Origin of the sequence: Burkholderia sp. Ax-1720 (assembly GCF_011753035.1) — a bacterium.
In the GTDB taxonomy this organism is placed as follows: domain Bacteria; phylum Pseudomonadota; class Gammaproteobacteria; order Burkholderiales; family Burkholderiaceae; genus Burkholderia; species Burkholderia gladioli.
Map to the genome: position 1 here is coordinate 39,952 of NZ_VWWK01000008.1, position 20,162 is coordinate 60,113.

At 62.9% G+C, this 20,162-nt stretch carries 18 protein-coding genes, 2 tRNA genes and 1 pseudogene; 11 read left to right on the top strand and 10 right to left on the bottom strand.

Going from position 1 to position 20,162, the window contains the following annotated elements:
• The first annotated feature begins 22 nt into the window (after positions 1 to 22).
• Positions 23 to 322 carry a hypothetical protein gene (locus F3J18_RS04520; RefSeq protein WP_166911603.1) on the top strand — a complete coding sequence of 100 codons (300 nt, stop codon included), beginning with the start codon at positions 23 to 25 and terminating at the stop codon, positions 320 to 322.
• A 29-nt stretch (positions 323 to 351) separates the two neighbouring features.
• Here the strand turns inward: F3J18_RS04520 and F3J18_RS04525 are convergent, their stop codons facing one another.
• A complete protein-coding gene (locus F3J18_RS04525) occupies positions 352 to 654 on the bottom strand; it encodes a helix-turn-helix transcriptional regulator (protein WP_166911605.1) in 303 nt (100 codons plus the stop codon).
• Positions 655 to 886: 232 nt separating this feature from the next.
• Between F3J18_RS04525 and F3J18_RS04530 the strand changes: the two genes are divergently transcribed.
• On the top strand, positions 887 to 2,656 hold the full coding sequence (locus F3J18_RS04530; RefSeq protein WP_166911607.1) for a hypothetical protein: 1,770 nt from the start codon (positions 887 to 889) through the stop codon (positions 2,654 to 2,656).
• Between the two features lie 143 nt (positions 2,657 to 2,799).
• The gene (locus F3J18_RS04535) at positions 2,800 to 4,065 is read left to right on the top strand and encodes a toxin-antitoxin system YwqK family antitoxin (RefSeq protein ID WP_166911609.1); all 1,266 of its coding nucleotides are present in this window, start codon (positions 2,800 to 2,802) and stop codon (positions 4,063 to 4,065) included.
• A 397-nt stretch (positions 4,066 to 4,462) separates the two neighbouring features.
• Here the strand turns inward: F3J18_RS04535 and F3J18_RS04540 are convergent, their stop codons facing one another.
• Positions 4,463 to 5,653 carry a hypothetical protein gene (locus tag F3J18_RS04540; RefSeq protein WP_345891694.1) on the bottom strand — a complete coding sequence of 397 codons (1,191 nt, stop codon included), beginning with the start codon at positions 5,651 to 5,653 and terminating at the stop codon, positions 4,463 to 4,465.
• Between the two features lie 1,153 nt (positions 5,654 to 6,806).
• On the opposite strand from F3J18_RS04540, the gene F3J18_RS38080 reads away from it, so the two are divergent.
• Complete coding sequence (locus F3J18_RS38080; RefSeq protein WP_240156356.1) at positions 6,807 to 8,402, top strand: translation initiation factor IF-2 associated domain-containing protein; 1,596 nt, start codon at positions 6,807 to 6,809, stop codon at positions 8,400 to 8,402.
• Here the strand turns inward: F3J18_RS38080 and F3J18_RS04550 are convergent.
• The 3 genes from F3J18_RS04550 to F3J18_RS04560 all read right to left on the bottom strand — a co-directional run bounded on the left by F3J18_RS04550 (position 8,385) and on the right by F3J18_RS04560 (position 10,508).
• Complete coding sequence (locus F3J18_RS04550) at positions 8,385 to 9,131, bottom strand: hypothetical protein (RefSeq protein ID WP_240154487.1); 747 nt, start codon at positions 9,129 to 9,131, stop codon at positions 8,385 to 8,387. The genes F3J18_RS38080 and F3J18_RS04550 overlap by 18 nt on opposite strands.
• A gap of 247 nt (positions 9,132 to 9,378) precedes the next feature.
• Positions 9,379 to 9,455, bottom strand: a tRNA-Arg gene (locus F3J18_RS04555).
• 222 nt (positions 9,456 to 9,677) lie between these two features.
• Entirely contained in the window at positions 9,678 to 10,508 is an 831-nt protein-coding gene (locus F3J18_RS04560; RefSeq protein WP_013697431.1) for an undecaprenyl-diphosphate phosphatase, read from the bottom strand.
• Positions 10,509 to 11,079: 571 nt separating this feature from the next.
• Here F3J18_RS04560 and F3J18_RS04565 point away from each other — a divergent pair.
• The 5 genes from F3J18_RS04565 to F3J18_RS04585 all read left to right on the top strand — a co-directional run bounded on the left by F3J18_RS04565 (position 11,080) and on the right by F3J18_RS04585 (position 16,831).
• Positions 11,080 to 11,997 carry an aldose epimerase gene (locus tag F3J18_RS04565; RefSeq protein WP_025101001.1) on the top strand — a complete coding sequence of 306 codons (918 nt, stop codon included), beginning with the start codon at positions 11,080 to 11,082 and terminating at the stop codon, positions 11,995 to 11,997.
• Positions 11,998 to 12,253: 256 nt separating this feature from the next.
• Positions 12,254 to 12,967 carry a peptidoglycan DD-metalloendopeptidase family protein gene (locus F3J18_RS04570; protein ID WP_166911612.1) on the top strand — a complete coding sequence of 238 codons (714 nt, stop codon included), beginning with the start codon at positions 12,254 to 12,256 and terminating at the stop codon, positions 12,965 to 12,967.
• Positions 12,968 to 13,321: 354 nt separating this feature from the next.
• A complete protein-coding gene (locus F3J18_RS04575) occupies positions 13,322 to 14,944 on the top strand; it encodes an acyl-CoA synthetase (protein WP_025102304.1) in 1,623 nt (540 codons plus the stop codon).
• Positions 14,945 to 15,125: 181 nt separating this feature from the next.
• The gene (locus F3J18_RS04580) at positions 15,126 to 15,449 is read left to right on the top strand and encodes a DUF2288 domain-containing protein (RefSeq protein WP_025102303.1); all 324 of its coding nucleotides are present in this window, start codon (positions 15,126 to 15,128) and stop codon (positions 15,447 to 15,449) included.
• Between the two features lie 8 nt (positions 15,450 to 15,457).
• Complete coding sequence (locus F3J18_RS04585) at positions 15,458 to 16,831, top strand: MATE family efflux transporter (RefSeq protein ID WP_166911614.1); 1,374 nt, start codon at positions 15,458 to 15,460, stop codon at positions 16,829 to 16,831.
• A gap of 72 nt (positions 16,832 to 16,903) precedes the next feature.
• Here F3J18_RS04585 and F3J18_RS04590 read toward each other — a convergent pair whose 3' ends face one another.
• A complete protein-coding gene (locus tag F3J18_RS04590) occupies positions 16,904 to 17,098 on the bottom strand; it encodes a hypothetical protein (RefSeq protein WP_166911616.1) in 195 nt (64 codons plus the stop codon).
• A 157-nt stretch (positions 17,099 to 17,255) separates the two neighbouring features.
• Between F3J18_RS04590 and F3J18_RS04595 the strand changes: the two genes are divergently transcribed.
• Positions 17,256 to 17,426, top strand: a complete 171-nt coding sequence (locus F3J18_RS04595) for a hypothetical protein (protein ID WP_013697423.1) — start codon at positions 17,256 to 17,258, stop codon at positions 17,424 to 17,426.
• A gap of 119 nt (positions 17,427 to 17,545) precedes the next feature.
• On the opposite strand, the gene F3J18_RS04600 is transcribed toward F3J18_RS04595, so the two are convergent.
• On the bottom strand, positions 17,546 to 18,349 hold the full coding sequence (locus F3J18_RS04600) for a GNAT family N-acyltransferase (protein ID WP_025101580.1): 804 nt from the start codon (positions 18,347 to 18,349) through the stop codon (positions 17,546 to 17,548).
• Between the two features lie 148 nt (positions 18,350 to 18,497).
• Entirely contained in the window at positions 18,498 to 18,956 is a 459-nt protein-coding gene (sixA, locus tag F3J18_RS04605) for a phosphohistidine phosphatase SixA (RefSeq protein ID WP_124093971.1), read from the bottom strand.
• 109 nt (positions 18,957 to 19,065) lie between these two features.
• Between sixA and F3J18_RS04610 the strand changes: the two genes are divergently transcribed.
• Positions 19,066 to 19,142: transfer RNA gene (locus tag F3J18_RS04610), tRNA-Pro, on the top strand.
• A gap of 190 nt (positions 19,143 to 19,332) precedes the next feature.
• Here the strand turns inward: F3J18_RS04610 and F3J18_RS04615 are convergent.
• Positions 19,333 to 19,704 (bottom strand): DUF1493 family protein, encoded by a 372-nt coding sequence (locus tag F3J18_RS04615; RefSeq protein WP_166911618.1) that lies wholly within the window; start codon positions 19,702 to 19,704, stop codon positions 19,333 to 19,335.
• A 1-nt stretch (position 19,705) separates the two neighbouring features.
• Positions 19,706 to 20,137: pseudogene (locus F3J18_RS04620) on the bottom strand (STM2901 family protein).
• Positions 20,138 to 20,162: the final 25 nt, after the last annotated feature.

Here is a 20,162-nt window from a genome sequence, read left to right on the forward strand (position 1 = left end):
CGCCCTTTATCGGGAGTATGTCGTGAACCTACCATCCATTCACCACAGCGGTCCGCGCTTCAAGCTCGGCCGGATCTTCACCCCACCCGCTGCCTTGGCGGCGTGCGCCACGGCTCACGTCTCGATGTTCGATCTGTTGCTGCGCCACGTTCGGGGTGACTGGGGCAATTTATCCGAGCCGGATAGGCAACAGAACGAGCATGCGCTTGAAGTGGGATTGGTGCTGCTATCCAGCTATGCCCTGCCCAACGGGGCGACCATTTGGGTCATCACCGAATGGGATCGATCGATCACTACGTTACTGGTACCCAGCGACTATTAGATCTGGCTACATCAAGTGCTGCGATACGCTTAACGGCTCAGTTCATTCATGAAAGTGAGCACCGATTGCTGCTGGCCTTTCGTCAAGCGATGAAACTTCAAAAGCATCTCGGCTTCAACATCGTCAACCGCATAAAAGTACGCGGCAGGTACTTGGAGGACAACGGCAAGACGAGTCACCAGTTCTAAGTCAGGAATGCGCTTGCCGAGTTCGTAGCGATTCATTCGTGTACTTGCAGACATTGGGTCGAGTCCGGCCTCGATCCCAAGACGCTCTTGGGAGAGACCGGTACGTTGGCGAGCATTTTTTAGCCGACGGGCAAGTACGGACATTTTTACCTTCACATCGAGGAAAGTAAAAATCGTCCCGGTTTAGCTCGCACCCAATACTACCAATTTGGTAGTATTGGGTGCCTTTGCTGGCTAGCTTGCCTTGGAACGCTGCCGCATCGCACCGCGTCGCGTGGTCAAGGGGACCTGTCTTCTCAAGTGCCAACGACCTCGCCCGCCGATCAACTATTGAAATCCCAAGACCGGTAACCAATACCGCCATAAGGTGAGAACAATGCCAAACAGCAACCATACGGGGTTCGCCAAGCATATCCTTGGCGTATCTATCGCCACCGCCCTCGCCGCCTGCGGCGGCGGCGGAGACTCCGGGCCCACCACGCCGCCCACGAGTGGTGGAGGCACCTCCGCAACTCAGCCCACGGGGGCCATTTCGGGCAAGGCAATGGACGGTTATCTCGCTGGCGCGACCGTCTGCCTGGATCTGAACAACAACGGGATATGCGACGCGGGTGAACCCACAGCAGTCACCGACGCGACCGGCCAGTTTTCCGTTCCCTACAGTGGCGATGCGACGGGTAAAGCACTACTTGTCCAAGTCACGTCAGCGACCAAGGATCTTTCTCGTCCTGCTGGTTTCCAGTTCCCTGCAGCGTTCACGTTGTCTCAGGTTGTGCAATCGGCAGGCGCTCAGGTGGTTAGCCCGTTGACCACACTGGTCACTGCGCAAATGCAAACTGGCTTGAGCCACGCGCAAGCCCTTGCTGCGGTGCAAAGCCTTGTCGGCGGGCAGGTCGATCCCAACGCCGACTACCTCGCCAACCAGGATGCCTCGACTCAAGCGCTCGCGCAGGCTGTCGTCGACAAACTCGGGACCTTCGCCACCAATGGCGCAGTGGACAGCGCGACATTGCGCAATGCGCTGAACGCGATGGTCGCCGAGGGCAGCGTGTCTTCCGTTACGTCGCAAGATGTGGCCGCACAAGCCACCAGGCCCGTCTACCAGTTTGCGGACGCATCACAGATCCTCGCCCAGCCGACCTATAGCTTCGTGGACTATCTGATCTCATTCTTCGGTGGCTTCAATCCGACACCGGGCTCGACTAACCAGGCGTTGGTGAGAAACGTCCGCCAGATCGCAGGCGGCGCATTGCAAACGATCGAACAAGAAAATCTGCCGGTGGGTAGCTCAACATGGACGGATGTTCCGCTCGGCGCTTACAACGGGGGCAAATATGACGGACTCAGCGGCGAGTATGTGCTGAAAGCAGATGGAACCTGGTCTAGCCTCGTCTCGGAAACCCAGCGACTCGCGCCGCTACCCCTGTCCAGAGTCGGCACGACGCTATCGGGCACCGAACCTTTGTCGGGCATCGGGTTCTCGTATGAAGTCCGGTCGGTCGATCTTTCTGGCCAGCCGCTGGCCGTTGCAGCGCCACTTGCCTCGAGCTTCCATGACTTCGCTCATGCAACACAGCTGACCAATGCGTCGTTCCCCAACGGAAGTACTGCCTACCTCGGCATCCAGACCTATGCTGCCGATCGCGTTGTGCTCCCGGTGTCGGTTCCGGTGTGTGACAACGCAACGATCGAGGCCGGTCTTGTTTGCGGCGCGACGCCGGCCTATCCGGATGGAGACACGATTGTCATGACATCGGGCGCGCCGAGCATGACGTACACGTCGATTCAGCAAGCCATCGGTCTCAATCTGCCGGGACCGAACGTCGGCGTGAATTCCATCCAGCTGTCCGCGGACCATAGCGCGATGATCGACTCGGTGGCTGCCACCTGGTCAGTGTATTCGCAGAACCCGGACATCCTGGTGCTCGACGTCGCCGCCAGCGACATCCCGGCCCTGGCGTCGACAAACGGCCGGCTGCAACCGCTGGTCGAGGGCGCAAAGTTGGTGCTTGCCTTGCGGCAAGGGCACCTCCAGGTCGGCTGGCTGTATCCGTCCAATTTCGCAGCAAAGGCCATCCAGTTCTCAGGCGGTTTGCCCGCTCCGCTACTAAGCGCCCTCAACGCAGTGATCTCCGCGCCGCAATGATCCGGCGCTGAACATCAGCGCACCTGCCTCGGGCCCATAGCCCCCCGGCTATGTGGCTTTTCCCGCCGACCGAGGTCTTCTCGGTCGGTTTTTTATTGCGCAAAGGCTTTCCACTTCCGGAAGCCCCAATCTGCATGTACATCATGAAATTCACACTCCAGCGCGCCAATACAGTACTTATAGCTATCGCTGTCACGAGCAACCTCGCTGCCTGCAAAGGCGAAGTCCTCGACTATCGCAACGCCCAGATGGTAAATGGCAAGGTTTATGCAAGCGGTGTCAACGAGCCGTTCTCGGGCAAGCTCACCAATGTGCCGACCGCCGTCATCCTCGGCCCGCAACAGGGTTTCAGGACTGCCATTCGTACAATGGAGAAGACCCTACCCGCGCTTACGCTCGATTACATCAGCGCGGCAGGAATCGACTATTTCCCGACGGATGCGCGCATTCCCTCCGCTGCTTACTGCGAAGCGCAGGTCAGCAACGGCTATCCGGATGGCAAGGCGATCTGCAAGGCGGCGAACTCGGACCATACGCTGATCACGATGAGCTTCACGTCGGGGCAGCTCGATGGCGAACTAGATTCGTACGCGCCAGATGACAGCAGCCATCTGTTTGCGAAGGTCGCATTTCGAAACGGAAATGCCGACGGTCGCATGGAAGTCTACAGTCCAACGACGCACCGGCTTGTACATACGCTAACGTGGGCCAACGGTGTGCTGAATGGCGAGGAAGATGGCTTCGACGAAACCACGAGCAACCGCGTACTGCATGCGACGCTCGTCAACGGCCTGTATGACGGTGAATTCGTACGTTACGCGCCCGATGGCACGCAGGTGACCTACCGCGCGAAGTTCGTCAACGGCAGGCCAGACGGGATCGAGGAGGCCTACGATCCGCATACCGGCAGGCTGACCGGCCATGCGGAATATGCCAGCGGCGTACTCAACGGCATCGTCAAGCGCTGGGATACGGACGGCAGACTTGTCTATGAGAAGGAGTATCAAAACGGGCAGCCCCTCCGCAACGAGGCGGTTGCAGTCTGCGTCAACCAGCGCGACCTCCAGCATCAGAGTCAGGAGGGAGAAGACATCTCCGCGCTGCTCAACGAGTGGGAGGCGCAGTGCCGCGAAGAGCTTCATGGCGCTTTCAGTACGGCCCCGGGCACCGCAGCAGCGTCCTCCGCCACTGCCGGAAGCGGCAGCACCGACGCCGAAATCACTCGTGCCATCCGGGCTGCGGCGAACGAAGCGGTGTCGGCACCCGCAGGCAGAAGCACGCCGGTTGACGCCTGTGTGGACCAGTGGACTGCAGCCTTTCACCGTGAAAGCGGCGACGACGCGATAATCACCGCCGACCAGCTCGGCGAGTGGCAGTCGTGGTGCAAGGAGGGGAAACGGCTCAAGTAGGACCTCGACTCGAAAACCCACCGCCAGCGGGATGCGCCTTCGGGAGCATCTCGCATCGCGCTAGCCTCTCTTTTTTCGATTCGCCCCAGTTCAGGGACGCGTAACCGGCGAAGCACTCCGAACTCACAGCGGCTCAGATATATGATCAGCCTTCACCGATTGCACCACTACTTTACATGGACCGTCTGTACGAAGCCTTACTGATTTCGGTGACCGACCAGTCTTGCTCGTACCTTTCGTCTTGGCCGGAATCATTGTCGTCGTTTGTGCACGGTTTTACGCAGCCATCAACAGCACTCACGGTAGCTGTACGCCGAGCAAATGCTGCCCCACAGATCAGCCAGCCGCGTCACGCAATGCCTTCGCCGCACCGGCATGCCCGGCCGACATTCCTCTATCAGTTCTCGCCCACTTGCCGCCGACCATGCTTTGTCGTTAGCGTGTTGGCCCGGGCAGCTGGTTTGACACGAACCGCCTGCGCGTCTTCTTTCTCGAAGTTGGTTTTGACGAAGTAGCCCTGCACGTAAGCGTCGAGTCTGCTTCGATGTGTCGGGTTGCCGCAGTCAAGCTCCCCCAGTGCCCACGTGCGCTTCTGGATCATGTTCTGCCGGCCAGGACTGTCGTGGCAGTTGTACGATTGCCCGAGATCGCCTGTACTCGATGACCAGCGGTCAGTCAGCCCGTTGATCAGGCGCGGAAGATCCCCAACCTTCCATCGCGTGCCATCGAAGACGTATAGCCCGTGAAAGTGATTTGCGCTGCTCTGGCCACCGACCTCCATCTTCCAGATGCTGCCGACCATGTGTTCGAATAACCACCCATCAGACCCGTGCTGATTTTTGAAAAAGCGGCTGCGGTGCGCCATCGCCAAGCCCGCATCGATGCGGGCTCGGGTCTCTCCCACCGCCTCAGAGGAAGAAAGTGTGTCTGACGGTACTCGCACCCAGCGTCCGGTAGATGACGGACGCCAGCTCATACGCCGCAGCAGATCCCGCTCGTCAACGGCATCTTCCCTGTAGGAGTGGTCAATCCGTACAACCAGCAACCGGCGGTACAAGGTGTATAGGCCTTCCAAGTCTTCGCGAATCGACTGTCTCTGACGCATAATGCCCAACTTCCAGTCGGCCAGCCACTTTCTCACCCGCCGCGTCACCGCCTCTTGGTGGAGGAACGCAATGAAGTCGTTATAGACTTCAGCGACCAGCACTCGATCATTGAAACGATCAGAGGCCCGCATACCAGGCTCAACGAAACCGAATGGGTGTTGGCGATAGCAATCGAAAAAGAGCTTCAGGTCAGCAGTGTACGACCAGCTCGGCTCGTACAGGTCCATGAACTGCCGGCATTGTCCCATCGCCGACGCAAGCACTCTGTTGCCAGTGCCAAGCTGCGCAGGCTCGGTCGACTGTGCTGCCAAATAGTCGAAAGGCATCTCACAAGTATTAAGCACCTCCGATATAAAACGGATCAGCGCGCGATATAGCGCAGGATACTCCCCCACTTCCCAGATGCGCGTATCGATATTGCGCTCATATGGAGGAAAGCTATTGCCCGGCGAGAAACCCGGCGTTATGTATGCGTTCACCACTACCCCTTTTCATTGGTTTATTTCGGCTCGAAAGCCATTTCCGTGCGCTTAATACGCTGAGCTCATGCGACTTCGCCAGAAACAAGACGTGCTAGCCGACATGTGCCGAAGCACGAGTTGACATCTCGCTTTCTATCTAAATGAAATGGCGGGACGGCACTATCTGCTTTACGTGGCGCATCATTGATCGGGAGATAAGGTATTTAGAGGTAGAAAAACACTAACAAGAGGGAGAAGACACGACTGATCAATGAGAGGTACGGGCACCCCCAAAGCACAGCCGATCTAAAAATGCAGAACTACCTGACTCCAATCTTAATATAGGAGCTCAATCTCAATTTCCATATTAATCTCTAAAAATCACCACGCCGCACGCGTGCATCAGGTTACTACTCTCGCGACAAATGGCCGGAAACTGGAAATTTCACCACTCGTTCAAAAATTAACAGTTATCCCGACACATAGGATAGGAAGAACTTGAAAAAATGCCACTGAACTGAGGTTCCAGAACAAATCAGAGCCAGGCGATCAGTGTCGTCAGAAAGTGGCAAATACCGACGGGCGGGTGCGATTAGCAGACCCGCCGACGGGGCAGGTGCGGGTATTTCATCCCACTGGCTGAGTAGGCCACCGACACGACGTGTGCCTAAAACGTGCCGTGTAGCAACGCTAACGGTCAGCCGCTGCCTGAACTGGCATTTCGGACGAACGTGCGGCCTGAACCGCAGTTGCTGATGTCATGTTATCGGAGCAAGCGCATCATCGTGGAAACGAGACAAGGTGCCTCCGCGATGGTCGTCTGAAGTCCCAACAGACAAAGGGTAGAACTAATTCTTTACATCTGTGGGCGTTATATGCAAAATTTAGTGGAACTAATTCTACGGCGAACGAGCCATCAATCGCCTCAAAAGAAATGCCATCAAACCCTGAAATGACCGCGTCGGCTCAGCTGGCCGCGGGAGTTGTCTCAAATACAACGGCGAGAAGTGTGTGGGAAGTCGTCTCGAAAGCAAACCCGCACGCGGCGCATATTCGCAATGTCGTCGAATTGATTCAAGAGCTTGTTCGCCCCGCTCGGAGGTCAGCAGATGCGTTCCGGGCTATTCTTGATCACCGGGGATCGTGGATTTCTGCGACCGCAAGCGCAAAAATCATGCTGAAGCTGCTCTCTGGCCACTTTGCTCTAAAAAGCTGGGAAGCAGTTCGACACTTATCGGCGCACGAATTTCATCCCTTCTTTAAGTTTTTTCTGGATGAACTGGAACGTGATCCGTGCCCCGTCGAGATGAAGTTTTATGATCCAACATGGCCCCGGCCATTCCTCAACACGATGTCAATGCGAGATTTGGAGAATTTTTGTGACACCATGAATGAGCGCCATGACAGAATATGTCGACTAGCCAAAAATTCAGATTTTAATGAGATAGTGCGAACATTTAATCGCGTGCCGCGGGAAAATCGCAAAGGTCTGTTGCGCTTCGTTTCTGAATTTTTATGCAAGGCCCCGGCCCCTTGCGTCGCAAAAGTTACGACCCGATATCGCGGCAGTGAAGGCACATATTTGCCATCAGAGGCATACTTCACGCCAGTGACTCACGAAGAGATCACTATTTTCCGAAAAAACTGGGTGAAATCTTTCAAAAAAATAATACCCAGTGACATGTATCAAGGATATTCCATCCTACTGAATCACGATTCTGAAAGTGGGTACTATCTCGAAACATTTCTATTTCTTAGCCGCACGCTGATCGACGCCGGCAGCATTTTGGAAAGACTCGTCGCCCACTGGAACGGGGAAATTGCCTACGGACGAAGCTCCTCTATCGGCTTTCTACTAAATTTATTGACCCACTCCGAGGAGCAAGCGACAACAGCGCTGCTGCAGGAGGTGTCGCGCACGATGGCACCCGATTTTTATTACAGGGTTGATCCTCCGGGACATGAGCGTCGATTCTGGCAAAGCCGGTCGCCCGTAGGCAAACTCCGAAGCCGCACGACCGCCCAAAAGCGTGGCGCCACCTCGGCAAGCCGCCCGGCTGCCGCTAGCCCGACGGACCATCTGGCTACTCACTTCGCTGAAATGGATTTCCGCGCTCAGGAAGAGCAGCGGCTGGGTAGACAGGCCCGAGACTGGCAAAAGTGGGAAAAGAAGAAAGAGAAGCATGCAGTGTTGCTGTCACGGATGCGGAAAAGCGCTGCAAGGCGCGCGGCTTCCGCGCGATCAACTGCGCTCCAACCAACAGCCTCACCGCCACCCCAACTGCACGATGTTGATGACGAGGGCGTCTCTAACCTTGTGCCATCTCTGAGCTACATGAGTGCCCGGCCCAACGCAGGGACAAACTCGCCAATAGTTAACTGCGCGCATACTGGCAGCCCGACAAGTGCCCTTCCATCGGACATCTCGGCCCCAAACCAGACGGAAACGCAAAAGCGACCAAGGTTGCCGACAGACGTATCCACAGCGACCGCTGCTACCCCAACCAGCAATCCAGTGGATTCTGGTTTGGCGGTGGACATCGCCCCCAATGACGGCCCAAGAATTCGCCGCAGGACTTCGGAAATACTGCAGCTCGACGCCTCCGGCAGACTCCGAACCATACAGGTTGAGGTTCGGAGGAAATCGCCCCGTGCCAAGAGCAGGGCAGCGATCGAAACGGCGCCGAACAATGCCGAAGTCAACGCGCCCAACGCAAGTGGCGATTCTGGCTCACTCAGTCCGGACGCGGCTTCAGACTCGACCGAGTAGTGTCCTGACGGCCTCGACAGGCCACAGCAACCGGCGACTCGGCAGCTTCGTTGGTCTGACGCCGTGGTAGCTGCCTGTCTGAGAATAGCGCTTGCGAATTGACTGCGAATCAACAGCCAAAATAGCTGCAAGCTCGTCTGTCGACACATGCTCTCGATTTACAGGCACTGGCATAGGGCCGCGCTGCGCGACTGTTTCATTTTTCTTCGAAACCATCGCACTCAACGCCCTCCCATCCGACATCTGACCAGCAAGAGCGCTCTGAATTGCACTGATCGTCTGTACTGCCTGAGCCGCATATTCAGCAACGGCAAGTGGAATCAAGTCCAGTTGACCCGACCGGGGCTTGGTGCCAGCGACGTCAAAAAAGAGTCGCATCCAGTCAGTCTCGATGTTCATGTCTTGACACCAAGCAATGAACGCGTAAGGAGAGAGTTCGATCGGCGTCAGTTCGCCTTTTTCTTCGTCATCCTCACAGCGCAGTTGCCACTGATTCAAGATCCCAAAGGCGCAGTGAAAACGGTCATTAGCTGCATTCGCAAATCGCCTGCCATCAAGACCTGCTCCGCCGACGGGAATCTCCGTACATCCTCTCGGTGGATGGATGCCAGACAGTAGCAGCGCCCCCTCCACGGGTGTCCAACTAGGTCGATCGAGGTAATCCGTCAATACAGCATAAAGCTGCCTTGCGGCAGTAATGCGTTCTTGTGGAGATGTTTGATCCGTCATGACCCCGCACCCGTAGTGAAATTGGCAAAGGCGATCGTTGCTGCCGCATTGTTAAAGCAGTATTACATTAAATTGATGATGCGACAGGGGGCGCGTCTACTTACTGCGCCGCTCCAGAACGAAAGCCCGCCGCAGCTTGTAGATCCGCGTTGATCTAGATACATAAAAATGGGTTACACAGCGGTTACACGGAGACCATGACTCTAAAACCCCAGCCAAATTTTGTCTCGTAAACCATTGATTTGACTGGCCCGCCCTACACGATTCGAACGTGTGACCTACGGCTTAGAAGGCCGTTGCTCTATCCGTCTGAGCTAAGGGCGGTCGTGAGACAGGCAGCGCCGATGCACTGCCCGAAGAGACATGCGGACGATCCGAGGCGAACCATCCGATCGGGCCGTTCCCACCGAAGCACGAAACCCGCTCCGCGAGAAAAACCCGAGCCGGCAATTATACCCGATCGCTCCCGGGCAGCCAGCGTAAAACGGGGCGGCAGGGGCGGCCGTCGAAATCGGCCGCGCCACTGCCGCCCCGCGGCACCTCAACTCAAACCGGCTGCGGATGAAACGCGAACCAGCCGATGCAGAACAGTCCTGCCAGCACGCAATACACGCCGAACGCGGCCAGCCGCCCGCGCCCCTCGAAATAACGCATCAGGAAACGCACGCTCAGGTACGCGGCGATCGCCGTCAGCACGCCGCCCAGCGCGGCATCGGCCAGTTGGTCCGGCGCATGGAACAGCTTCGGCAGCTCGAGCACGCCCGCGGCCAGGATGATCGGCGTGCCGAGCAGGAACGAAAACTCGGCCGCCTTCTCGGTGGTGAGCCCCGCCGCATTGCCGGCGATCATGGTCAGCCCGCTGCGCGAGAAACCCGGGATCAGCGCGCCCACTTGCGCGAGACCGACCAGGAAGGCCCGGCCGAAACCGAGCTTCTCGGGCGCGCGATGCACGCGCGAGCGCTGCAGGCGATCGCCCCACCACAGCAGGATGCCGTTGACGATCAGCGCGCCGGCCACGATCCGCAGGTCATGGAACACATGCTCGATCTTCTTCTCGAGCAGCAACCCGACCAGCCCGGCCGGGATGGTGCCGATGATCAGCGCCCACATCATGTGCGCGTCGTCGTTGGGACGCCCCGCGAAGGAAGCGAAGAAACCCCGCACCAGCGCGCACCAGCGTGCGCGGAAATACCAGAGCAGCGCGAGCGCGGTACCGAGGTGCAGCGCGACCAGGAACGGCAGCAACTGCGGCGCGTGCTTGTCGATATGCATGCCGATCAGGGCCGGCACGAGCAGCGTGTGGCCCAGGCTGCTGACGGGGAAGAGTTCGGTCACGCCCTGCAGGACGCTCAGAAATACCAGAAACCAGAGGCTCACGCGTCAGTCCTTTTGTCGATGGATGGAGGGGAAAAGCCGGCAGGATCGCCGGCAGCGCCCCGATTATGCACAGCAGCATAAGGAGCGCCAAGCCGAATGGCGCCTCGATGCCGCGATCATCGACACTGGAACCGCGTTGTCAGCAAATTGAAATGATCATGAAAAACAAACGGCCCGCGGTCCGAGGACGGCGAGCCGGCAGACAGCGACGGAACAGGCTCCGTCGCGCGACGAAATCAGCGACCGAGCTGGTAGAAGAACAGCACCGTGCTGCCCGTGAACATGCCGAACAATGCGATGCCCATTGCCATTGCCAGATCCATGCTGCCGACTCCCGATAGCCAAGTCCGGTGTAACGAAACGTAACCGGTTGACGTCATTATCCTGACGGTCCGTCAGATTGCTACCCGCAATTTCCCGACACGGGTTTCCCCCGAGCAAGTTTTGCCGATCGCCTCGGCCGCCTGGTACCGAAGCCTGCCGATCGGCGCGCCCCGCAGCGCACAAGCGCGCATCGATCCGTTATGCTGTCCGCCCGATTTGCCTTGTCGATGCCGACCGAAGGAACCCCATGCCCATCTTCCAGCAGCAGGACATCATCGAACTCGTGGACGGCGCGGCGCGCCTGCGCATCGCCCCCCAGGCAGGCGGGCGCCTGCTGTCCTGGCACATCGGCGACGAGCCGATCATCTTCTGGCCCGAGCAGGCCGACTGGAGCGCGCCGGCCAAGGTGCGCGGCGGCAATCCGTTGCTGTTCCCGTTCCTCGGCCGCCATCGCGTGGGCGACACGATCGGCCGCTGGCGCGACGCGGCCGGCGTGGTACGCGAGCTGCCGATGCACGGTTTCGCACGCGACCTGCCGTTCGCCGCGCACGTGGATGCCGACGGCCGCGGCGTGGACATGACGCTGGAGAGCAGCGAAGCCACGCGCGAGGCCTACCCGTTCGCGTTCCGCTTCGACGCGCGCTACCAGTTCGTCGACGCGCACACGCTCGACGTCGAGCTGACCACGCGCAATCTCGGCGATGCGCCGCTGCCCTCGCTGCCCTATTACGCGGGCCATCATTTCTACTTCGCGCTGCCGCACGACGAACGCGCTCGGACCCGCATCGAACTGCCGCCGACGCGGCAATGCCACCAGCAGCCCGATGGCTCGATCAGCGCGCCGATCGCGGGCGAGCCGCACTACACGCTCGACGAGGCGCGCATCCTCGATCGCTTCCATTGCCTCGAGGGCGTGCCCTCGCGCCCGGTGCAGATCGACATGGCCGGCCGCCGCCGGCGCATCGAGATCGACCTGAACCGCCCCGGCTCGATCCCCTGGTACGCCGTGACCACCTGGACCGAGAAGCCCGAGTCGGACTTCTACTGCGTCGAGCCCTGGCTCGGCCTGCCCGACGCGATCCACAACGGCCTGGGGCTGCGCATGCTGGCACCCGGCGCGACCGAGACGGCCGCGCTGCGCATTCGCGTCTCGCCGCTCGGCTGAGGCGATCCGCGACGATCGACACGGCAAGGCATGGAGCGCGGCCCGGCGGGCAGCGCTCCAGCCTGAACTACGGCCGTCCAATCCGTCACTCACCTGCCCGCTTCCAGCGCCGCTAAGCCCCACGCGGCGCCATGCCACGCAAGCCCGGCCGCGCAATCTCTACCTCGAATCGGCGGCCCGCGCCGCGAACCCGGTAAAATCCGGGGTTTTCGTGTTTCGCCGTCGTGCCGGTCGCGACGGTGTCCTGTGAGGTTTCATGCTGGTCAAGACCACCCGAAGGTTCGTCGTCGCTTCCCTCGTCGCCGTGCTGGCCGCCTGCGGCTCCGCGCCGGTCGGCCCCGGTTTCTATCGCGTCGAGCGTGGCGACACGCTGTCGAAGATCGCGCGCGCGAACCGTCAGCCGATGTCGAACCTGGTGCGCTGGAACTCGATCACGAACCCCGATGCGATCGAGGTCGGCCAGGTGCTGCGCGTGGCGCCGCCGGGCGGCGCGGCCGCGGGTGGCGCGCCGATCCGCTCGGCCGGCGCCGGCTCGTCGAGCGCGGGCAGCTCGGCCCCGCCGCCGTCGAGCGGCGTGGCCAGCGCCGCGCCGCGCCCGAACGCCTCGATCTCGCTGATCTGGCCGGCGGCCGGCAACGTGGTCCGCTCGTTTGACGGCGGCAGCTCCAAGGGGATCGATATCGCGAATGCGGCCGGCACGCCGGTGGTGGCCGCGGCGGCCGGCACCGTGGTGTATGCCGGCAACGGGCTGCGCGGCTACGGCAACCTGCTGATCATCAAGCACGACGCGGACTTCCTGACCGCCTATGCCCACAATCGCACGCTGCTCGTGAAGGAAGGCCAGGCCGTCACGCAAGGCCAGAAGATCGCGGAAATGGGCGATACCGACAACGACCGCGTGGCGCTGCATTTCGAGCTGCGCTACGGCGGCCGCTCGATCGACCCGTCACGCTACCTGCCGGCGCGCTGAGGCGCGAATGCGGCCGACTCGCCGGCGCGTGCACGCGCGCCGGCCGCGACCCGAACGGCCGTAAGCGAAAAGGAGATTGCTCAGCGCTTGCGATAGCGGCCGCTGACGCGGCCGGACAGCGGATCGACGCGCGTCGCGAACAACACGACGGCGCCGATGCCCAGCAGGCTGAACCCCGTGGCAATCCAAAGCCAGACCATGTTTCACTTCAAATCGTTGAACTTGCGATAGTACGCGCGATTCGGCGCGGCCGCCGCGCAACCCATGATCGCGGCCCCGACTATCGCGTAGGCCCATGACGATACGGTGTAATCTCGTCGGAAACCATCACGCGCGATGTCGCGAGGAGCGCCGATGCTGCCCGATGCCGACGATTACCCTGCCCTGCTCGAGCGCTTCGCCTGGCGCATTCCCGAGCGCTACAACATCGGCGTCGACGTCTGCGATCGCTGGGCCGACGGCAGCGGCCGCCTGGCGCTGATCGACGAACGCGAGGACGGCTCCGTCACGCACTATACGTTCGACGACTTGAAGGCGGCCTCCAATCGCCTCGCCAACAGCTTCGCGCGCGCCGGCATCGGGCGCGGCGAGCGGATCGGCATCTTCATCCCGCAGGGCCCGCAAACCGCCATCGCCCACCTGGCCGCCTACAAGGCCGGCGCGATCGCGGTGCCGCTGTTCGCGCTGTTCGGCGCCGACGCGCTCGAATTCCGCCTGGCCGACAGCGGTGCCAGCGCGCTGGTCACCGACCGCGCCGGCGCCGCCAAGATCGCGCCGCTGCGCGCGGCGCTGCCGGCGCTGCACACGGTCTACTGCATCGACAGCGGCAGCGACGACGCGCCCGAAGGCACGCTGCCCTTCGAGGCGGCGCTGGCCGCCGAATCCGAGCACTACACGCCGGTCGACACGCTCGCCGAGGACCCGGCCGTGATCATCTACACCTCGGGCACCACCGGCAAGCCGAAGGGCGCACTGCACGCGCAGCGCGTGCTGCTCGGCCACCTGCCCGGCGTGGAGATGTCGCAAAACGGCTTTCCACGCGGCGCGCGCGTGTTCTGGACGCCGGCCGACTGGGCCTGGATCGGCGGCCTGCTCGATGTGCTGCTGCCGGCCTGGCATCACGGCGTGACGGTGCTCGCGCGCCGCTTCGAGAAGTTCGACGGCGAGGCCGCCTTCGCGCTGATGGCGCGCCACGGCGTGACGCACGCCTTCCTGCCGCCGACCGCGCTGAAGCTGATGCGAAGCGCGCAGCGGCCACCGCAAGCGCAGGCGCTGCGGCTCGTCTCGGTCGCCAGCGGCGGCGAGTCGCTCGGCGCCGGCCTGCTCGACTGGGGCCGCGAGGTGTTCGGCGTGACCATCAACGAGTTCTACGGCCAGACCGAGTGCAACATGGTGCTGTCCTCGTGCAGCCGGCTGTTCGCGCCGCGCGCCGGCGCGATCGGCAAGGCCGCGCCGGGCCATCGCGTCGAGATCGTCGACGCGGCGGGGCAGCCGGTGCCGGCCGGCGTGGAAGGCAATATCGGCATCCGCGCGCCCGATCCGGTGATGTTCCTCGGCTACTGGCGCAACCCCGGCGCGACCCGCGACAAGTTCGCCGGCGACTACCTGCTCAGCGGCGACCGCGGCGTCGCCGACCCTGACGGCTTCATCCGCTTCGTCGGCCGCGACGACGACGTGATCACCAGCGCCGGCTACCGGATCGGTCCCGGGCCGATCGAGGACTGCCTGCTCAAGCATCCGGCGGTGCGCATGGCGGCCGTGGTCGGCGTGCCCGACGCGACGCGCACCGAGATCGTCAAGGCCTTCGTGGTGCTGCAGCCCGGCGCCGAGGCCGGCGCGGCGCTGGTCGGCGAGTTGCAGCAGCATGTGCGCACCCGCCTGGCGGCCCATGAATACCCGCGCGCGATCGCCTTCGTCGACAGCCTGCCGATGACGGCGACCGGGAAAATCATCCGGCGCGCGCTGCGCGAGTCGTGAGCCGGACGGGCGAGACGGCGGATCGGCTAGAATCGCGGCTGATCCCGTGGCCCGCGATCCCCGCGATCCGGCACCGATGGCGTCCCGACGGCGGCGAAACGTTCCCAGGTTCCCGGGTTCGTATCTTCGCGCACCGCGAGGCGCGCCACCGCCACGGCCATTGCCCCCAGCCTCCATCACCATGAGTTCACCGAATCCTCCCGCGGCCGGCGCAGCGCCGAGCGCGCTCTATACCCAACTGCTCGGCGAGACCGCCAAGATCGACTGGTGCGACCTCGAGCGCTTCTTCGCGCAGGGCAAGCTGTTGTCGGTCGCGCGCGAGCTCGACCTGGTCAGCGTGGCCGAGGCGATCGCCGCCGACCAGGCCGAGCAGGTCGCGAGCTGGCTCGCCGCCGGCCACGTCGCGCGCATGCCGAGCGAGACCGCCCAGGACTACGCGAGCCGCAATCCCGAGCTGTGGGCGGTGGTGGTATCGCCCTGGGTCTGCGTGCAGGAACGCGCCTGAGCCGCGCGATGCCTGCCTCCCCGCCTTCCCCCTCGCACGCCGCTGCCACGCACGCCGGCGCCGCGCCTGAGCGGCCGCCGATCAGCCATCGCGGCGTGCTCGGCCTGGCGATGCCGATCGTGCTCGCCAACCTGACCCAGCCGATCCTCGGCGCGGTCGACACGGCCGTGGCCGGCCATCTCGACGGCCCGCAGGTGCTGGGCGGCGTCGCGCTGGGCAGCGTGTTCTTCGGCTTCGTCTACTGGGGTTTCGGCTTCCTGAGGATGGGCACCACCGGGCTGGTGGCGCAGGCCTCCGGCGCGGGCGACCTGGCCGGCGTGCGGCTCAACCTGCTGCGCGCGCTGGCGCTCGCGGCCGCGCTCGGCCTGGCCGTGCTCGCGCTGCAGGGGCCGCTGAGCTCGGTCGGGCTCGGCCTGCTGGGCGGCAGCGAAGCGGTCCGGGCCAATGCGCAGGCCTATGTGGCGGCACGCATCTGGGCCGCGCCGTTCGCGCTCGCCAACTACGCGATCCTCGGCTACCTGCTCGGCCTGCAGCGCGTGCGGCTGGGCCTGCTGTTGCAGGCCCTCATCAACCTGGTGAACATCGCCGCGGTGCTGCTCTATGTCTATCGACTCGACGGCGGTGTCGCCGGGATCGGCGCGGCCACCGCCACCGCCGACCTGGCCGGCTTCGTGTTCGGCGCCGCGCTGCTGGCCTGGCGCCGCACGCGCGGGCTGGGCCTGCCGAGCCGCGCCGAATTCTTCGAGCGCACGGCCCTGAAGCGGCTGGTGGCGCTCAACCGCGATATCTTCGTGCGCACGCTGTGCCTGCTGTCGGCCTTCGGCTGGTTTGCCCATCTCGGCGCGCGGCTGGGCGACGCGACGCTGGCCGCGAACGCGCTGCTGCTCAATTTCCAGACCTTCATGGCCTATGCGCTGGACGGCTTCGCGCACGCGGCCGAGGCGCTGGTGGGCGCGGCGGCCGGCGCGCGCGATCGCGCCGGCTTCCGGGCCGCGGTGCGCGTGACGCTGCAATGGGCGATCGGCTGCGCGCTGGCCTTCTCGCTGGCCTATGCGCTGGGCGGCGGCTGGATCGTCGCGCAACTGACCGACCAGCCGGCCGTGCGCGAGATCGCCGGCCACTTCCTGCCCTGGGCGGCCGTGATGCCGCTGATCTCGGTGTGGGGCTTCCTGCTGGACGGCGTGTTCATCGGCGCCACCGAAACGCGCACGCTGATGGTGGCGATGGCGATCTCGTTCGCGGTGTTCGTCGCCGCCACCTTCGCGCTGGCCGGCCCGCTCGGCAACCACGGCCTGTGGCTGGCGCTGTCGATCTTCATGATCGCGCGCGGCGTGACGCTTTCGCTGCGGATGCCGGCGCTGGCGCGTCGTATCGGCGGCTAGACGCGCCAGCGCCGAAGCCTGGAGCTTCGGCTCACCGGCCGGCGCATCGGCACTTCGGCCAGGTCGGCCGGCTTACTGCGATGCCGGCGCCGCGGCCGCGGCCGGCGCTTCCAGCATCGAGGGCGGCGTCATGTCGGTCGGCACGCCGTGATAGTCGGCCGGATCCTGCGGCGGCGGCTTGTGATGATTCGCGCCGGAAGGATTGGGATCGCCCACGCAGCCGGCGAGCATCGCCGCGACCAGCGCGGCCAGAATGAAACGGGACATCCGTCACCTCGAAAAAGTCGGAACGGCACGATGCAGCCGCATCGCGCGATCGACGGAGTCTAGCGGAAAGCAGCGGCCGGCGTCGGACCCTGCCCGCCCGCGCCAGCGGATTGACTATCATGAAGACATGGCGCTGAGCATTTCCAGGAGGGCTGCCATGAACGTCGAATCGATCGCCGGCCTCGTCGGCCTGGGTATCGGCCTGATCATCCTGATCGGGCTGTCCATCTTCGAATCGCGCGAATACCGCCGCGAGCATCATGGCGAGGGCCGGATCCATCACTGGCTCGCCGCGCATCACCTGCTCGACTGGCGGCACCGCCACTGATCTAAATCGCGCCCGCCGCCCGGCAATCGGCGCACCACAAAAAACAACGGCACGACGATCGTCTCGTCGTGCCGTTGCTTGCGGCTTGCCGCCGCTCGCGCGGACCGGCTGGCGAACGCTCAGGCCAGGAAGTGGCGGGCGTAGCGCGCGTTGATGTCCGACAGGCGGAACAGCGTCAGGAAATCGGCGCAGTTGAAGTCGGGATCCCAGGCCGGCGCGCCGCAGATCTTCGCGCCCAGGCGCAGATAACCCTTGATCAGCGGAGGCGGTGCGACCTTGGTGCCGGTCTGCAGCTCGTCCACCGGCAGCGGCGTGTGCGCAAAGGCGTGGTACTCGGGCGCCGTCAGCGAACCGCCGAGCGACTGGTAGAGGTTGGCCGCGTAGTGGCCGCCGTCGGCCATCGACACGCTCGCGCAGCCGAGCATGGTCTCGTAGCCGTTCTGCATCATGTAGGTGCCCAGGCCGCCCCAGAGCGCCATGATCACGGCGCCGCTGCGGTAGTCGCGATGCACGCAGGAGCGGCCCACCTCGACCATCTTCGAGCGCAGGTGCGCCAGGCGCGACAGGTCGAACTCACCTTCGGCGTAGAGGCGGCCGATGCGAGCGGCCTGGTGCGGCGGCAGCACGCGATAGGTGCCCACCACCTTCAGCGTGTCCAGGTCGCGCACCAGCAGGTGGTCGCAGTAGGCATCGAAGGGATCGACGTCGAGACCGGCCGGGCCGCTGACCGCGGCGCCCATCTCGTCGGCGAACACGCTGTAGCGCAGGCGCTGCGCCTCGCGCAGTTCGTCCTCGGTACGCGCCCAGGCGGCGCGCAGGCGGAATTCGGAGGTGACCGTTTCGGCCGCGCGCGGCAAACGGCGACGCGACTGGTCAAGCGGGAGCGAAGCAAATGGGAGCGTAGGCGTCGGCAGATCTCGCATCAGGCTTTCCTGGTCGTAAGGAATGGAACGACATGGTCGCCAATGTAGTAACCGGCCGTGACGCTTGCGTGGCGAATCGGTGTCAATTGGGTGACATGTCGTCCAAATGACTTTAGCAGAAAGTCGGAAGAAAGATACTTTGGCTCTCTCAGACCAGCTCGGGCGATAGTGCGGCACGCAGGCTGGCCTGTCCGCCGCCCTCGCGGGAACGACTCTGCAGCCAGATCAGGCCGCCCTTTTTCAGCGACCAGCTGTCGTCGCTGCCGGCCAGCAGGCGCGCGGCGACCGCGCCTAGCGTCGGCTGGTGGCCGACCACCACCACCGTGGGCGCGATGCCTTCGGGCCAGCCGGCGGCGGCCAGCACTTCGGCCACGCCGCCGCCCGGCGCCAGCTCGCGCACGGTGCGGTACTGGTCGGTCAGCGCCTCGACCGTCTGCACGGTGCGCACGGCCGGGCTGGCCAGGATCACCGCGCTGCTCTCGAGCCGCAGCTTGAGCCATTTCGCGACCGCCTGCGCATCGCGGCGCCCGCGCGCGGTGAGCTGGCGTGCCAGGTCGCTGGCGGCGTAGTCCTCGGCTTCGGCATGACGCCACAGAATCAGGTGCATCGCGATGCCTCCTTGCGGGGTTGCCAAAGGTCCATGCTAGCGCGGCTTCGATGACATCTGTACGAGGGATTGACCCGAGTGCGCCGATGATGCACAATCTCTGGCTCGTCGGAGCGTAGCGCAGCCTGGTAGCGCATCTGATTTGGGATCAGAGGGTCGTAGGTTCGAATCCTATCGCTCCGACCAAAGGAATCAAGGGGTTACATGCCACAAGCGTGTAACCCCTTTTTCTTTTCCGACTTCGTGTAGGCGCTGTGTAGGCATTTCCATTCAACTCAAATGCACTCGCCACAACATCATCCCGCTGTAGCGTCGCGCGCGGTTTGACACCATTTGGCGCCGGATTTGGCACCGCGCCGACTGAACGCTTCGCAGGCTATTTGGCCCGCCCGGCTGCCGCCTCAATCTCCTCCGTATCCCAATGACCCCGTCGCATCGCCTCGGCCAGCATTCGAAGCGTCAGTGGCATCCGCTCGGGGCCGCGCGCACGCTTTGAGAACAGCCCGACGAAGAATCCAGCGACATCAAGGCTCTCCGGCCCAAAATATCGGCTGTAGGGGAACTCCTTGACCGAGATATCAAACCGCTCCACCCACTTATCGATAAATTCGACAGCATCCAGGCCAGTCATGCGCAGGTCCGCGTCGAGCGTCGTTTCGGGCCGAAGCGTCAGCTTCCCGCCTAAAAGCGGTCGCCCCAGCTCCTCGCGGGCGAAGTCTTCGAGTTGCTGCCAGTTGGGATCCACCATGTCAAAGCACCCGATCTTCCGGTTTCACAATGTGGTTATCGGTGGATACGGAACGCTCCATGATCAAAAACACGTCCCGAGCCAATAGGACAGTCCCGACGACCGGTACCGCTCAGCCGATGAATGCGCCGGCACTCCTCGTCATTGCAATGCGGACTCCAAGGGCTCCGCCCTTCGTCAACGTTGGCAAACGCCGCGCGAGCCGGAATGGGAGCAGTTTCCGCGCAGCGAGGGATGCGACTGACGTTCCTTCTACCGCGCCACCGACTTTCCCCGAGACGGGGACGTCGTTCTGGCCGAGCAAGATTGCCGCAGCCGACGCGAGATCGTCCAGCCCGAGTTGTTTGCGGGTTTCGTTCAACGCGATCCAGACGAATACTTCCGGGGGTGAAAGATTCTGTCGATGGTCGTATGTGTATCGGTTTTCGCTCATTGACCTTCTCTGAAACAGCGCGACG

Excerpts from the sequence above, each read along its gene's own strand:
- F3J18_RS04525 (WP_166911605.1), bottom strand. The coding sequence starts at position 654 with ATGTCCGTACTTGCCCGTCGGCTAAAAAATGCTCGCCAACGTACCGGT.
- F3J18_RS04600 (WP_025101580.1), bottom strand. The coding sequence starts at position 18,349 with ATGCGAGATCTGCCGACGCCTACGCTCCCATTTGCTTCGCTCCCGCTT.
- F3J18_RS04590 (WP_166911616.1), bottom strand. The coding sequence starts at position 17,098 with ATGTCCCGTTTCATTCTGGCCGCGCTGGTCGCGGCGATGCTCGCCGGC.
- F3J18_RS04575 (WP_025102304.1), top strand. The coding sequence starts at position 13,322 with ATGCTGCCCGATGCCGACGATTACCCTGCCCTGCTCGAGCGCTTCGCC.
- F3J18_RS04615 (WP_166911618.1), bottom strand. The coding sequence starts at position 19,704 with ATGGTGGATCCCAACTGGCAGCAACTCGAAGACTTCGCCCGCGAGGAG.
- F3J18_RS04530 (WP_166911607.1), top strand. The coding sequence starts at position 887 with ATGCCAAACAGCAACCATACGGGGTTCGCCAAGCATATCCTTGGCGTA.
- F3J18_RS04580 (WP_025102303.1), top strand. The coding sequence starts at position 15,126 with ATGAGTTCACCGAATCCTCCCGCGGCCGGCGCAGCGCCGAGCGCGCTC.
- F3J18_RS04550 (WP_240154487.1), bottom strand. The coding sequence starts at position 9,131 with ATGACGGATCAAACATCTCCACAAGAACGCATTACTGCCGCAAGGCAG.
- F3J18_RS04570 (WP_166911612.1), top strand. The coding sequence starts at position 12,254 with ATGCTGGTCAAGACCACCCGAAGGTTCGTCGTCGCTTCCCTCGTCGCC.
- F3J18_RS04565 (WP_025101001.1), top strand. The coding sequence starts at position 11,080 with ATGCCCATCTTCCAGCAGCAGGACATCATCGAACTCGTGGACGGCGCG.
- sixA (WP_124093971.1), bottom strand. The coding sequence starts at position 18,956 with ATGCACCTGATTCTGTGGCGTCATGCCGAAGCCGAGGACTACGCCGCC.
- F3J18_RS04595 (WP_013697423.1), top strand. The coding sequence starts at position 17,256 with ATGAACGTCGAATCGATCGCCGGCCTCGTCGGCCTGGGTATCGGCCTG.
- F3J18_RS04535 (WP_166911609.1), top strand. The coding sequence starts at position 2,800 with ATGAAATTCACACTCCAGCGCGCCAATACAGTACTTATAGCTATCGCT.
- F3J18_RS04585 (WP_166911614.1), top strand. The coding sequence starts at position 15,458 with ATGCCTGCCTCCCCGCCTTCCCCCTCGCACGCCGCTGCCACGCACGCC.
- F3J18_RS38080 (WP_240156356.1), top strand. The coding sequence starts at position 6,807 with ATGCTGAAGCTGCTCTCTGGCCACTTTGCTCTAAAAAGCTGGGAAGCA.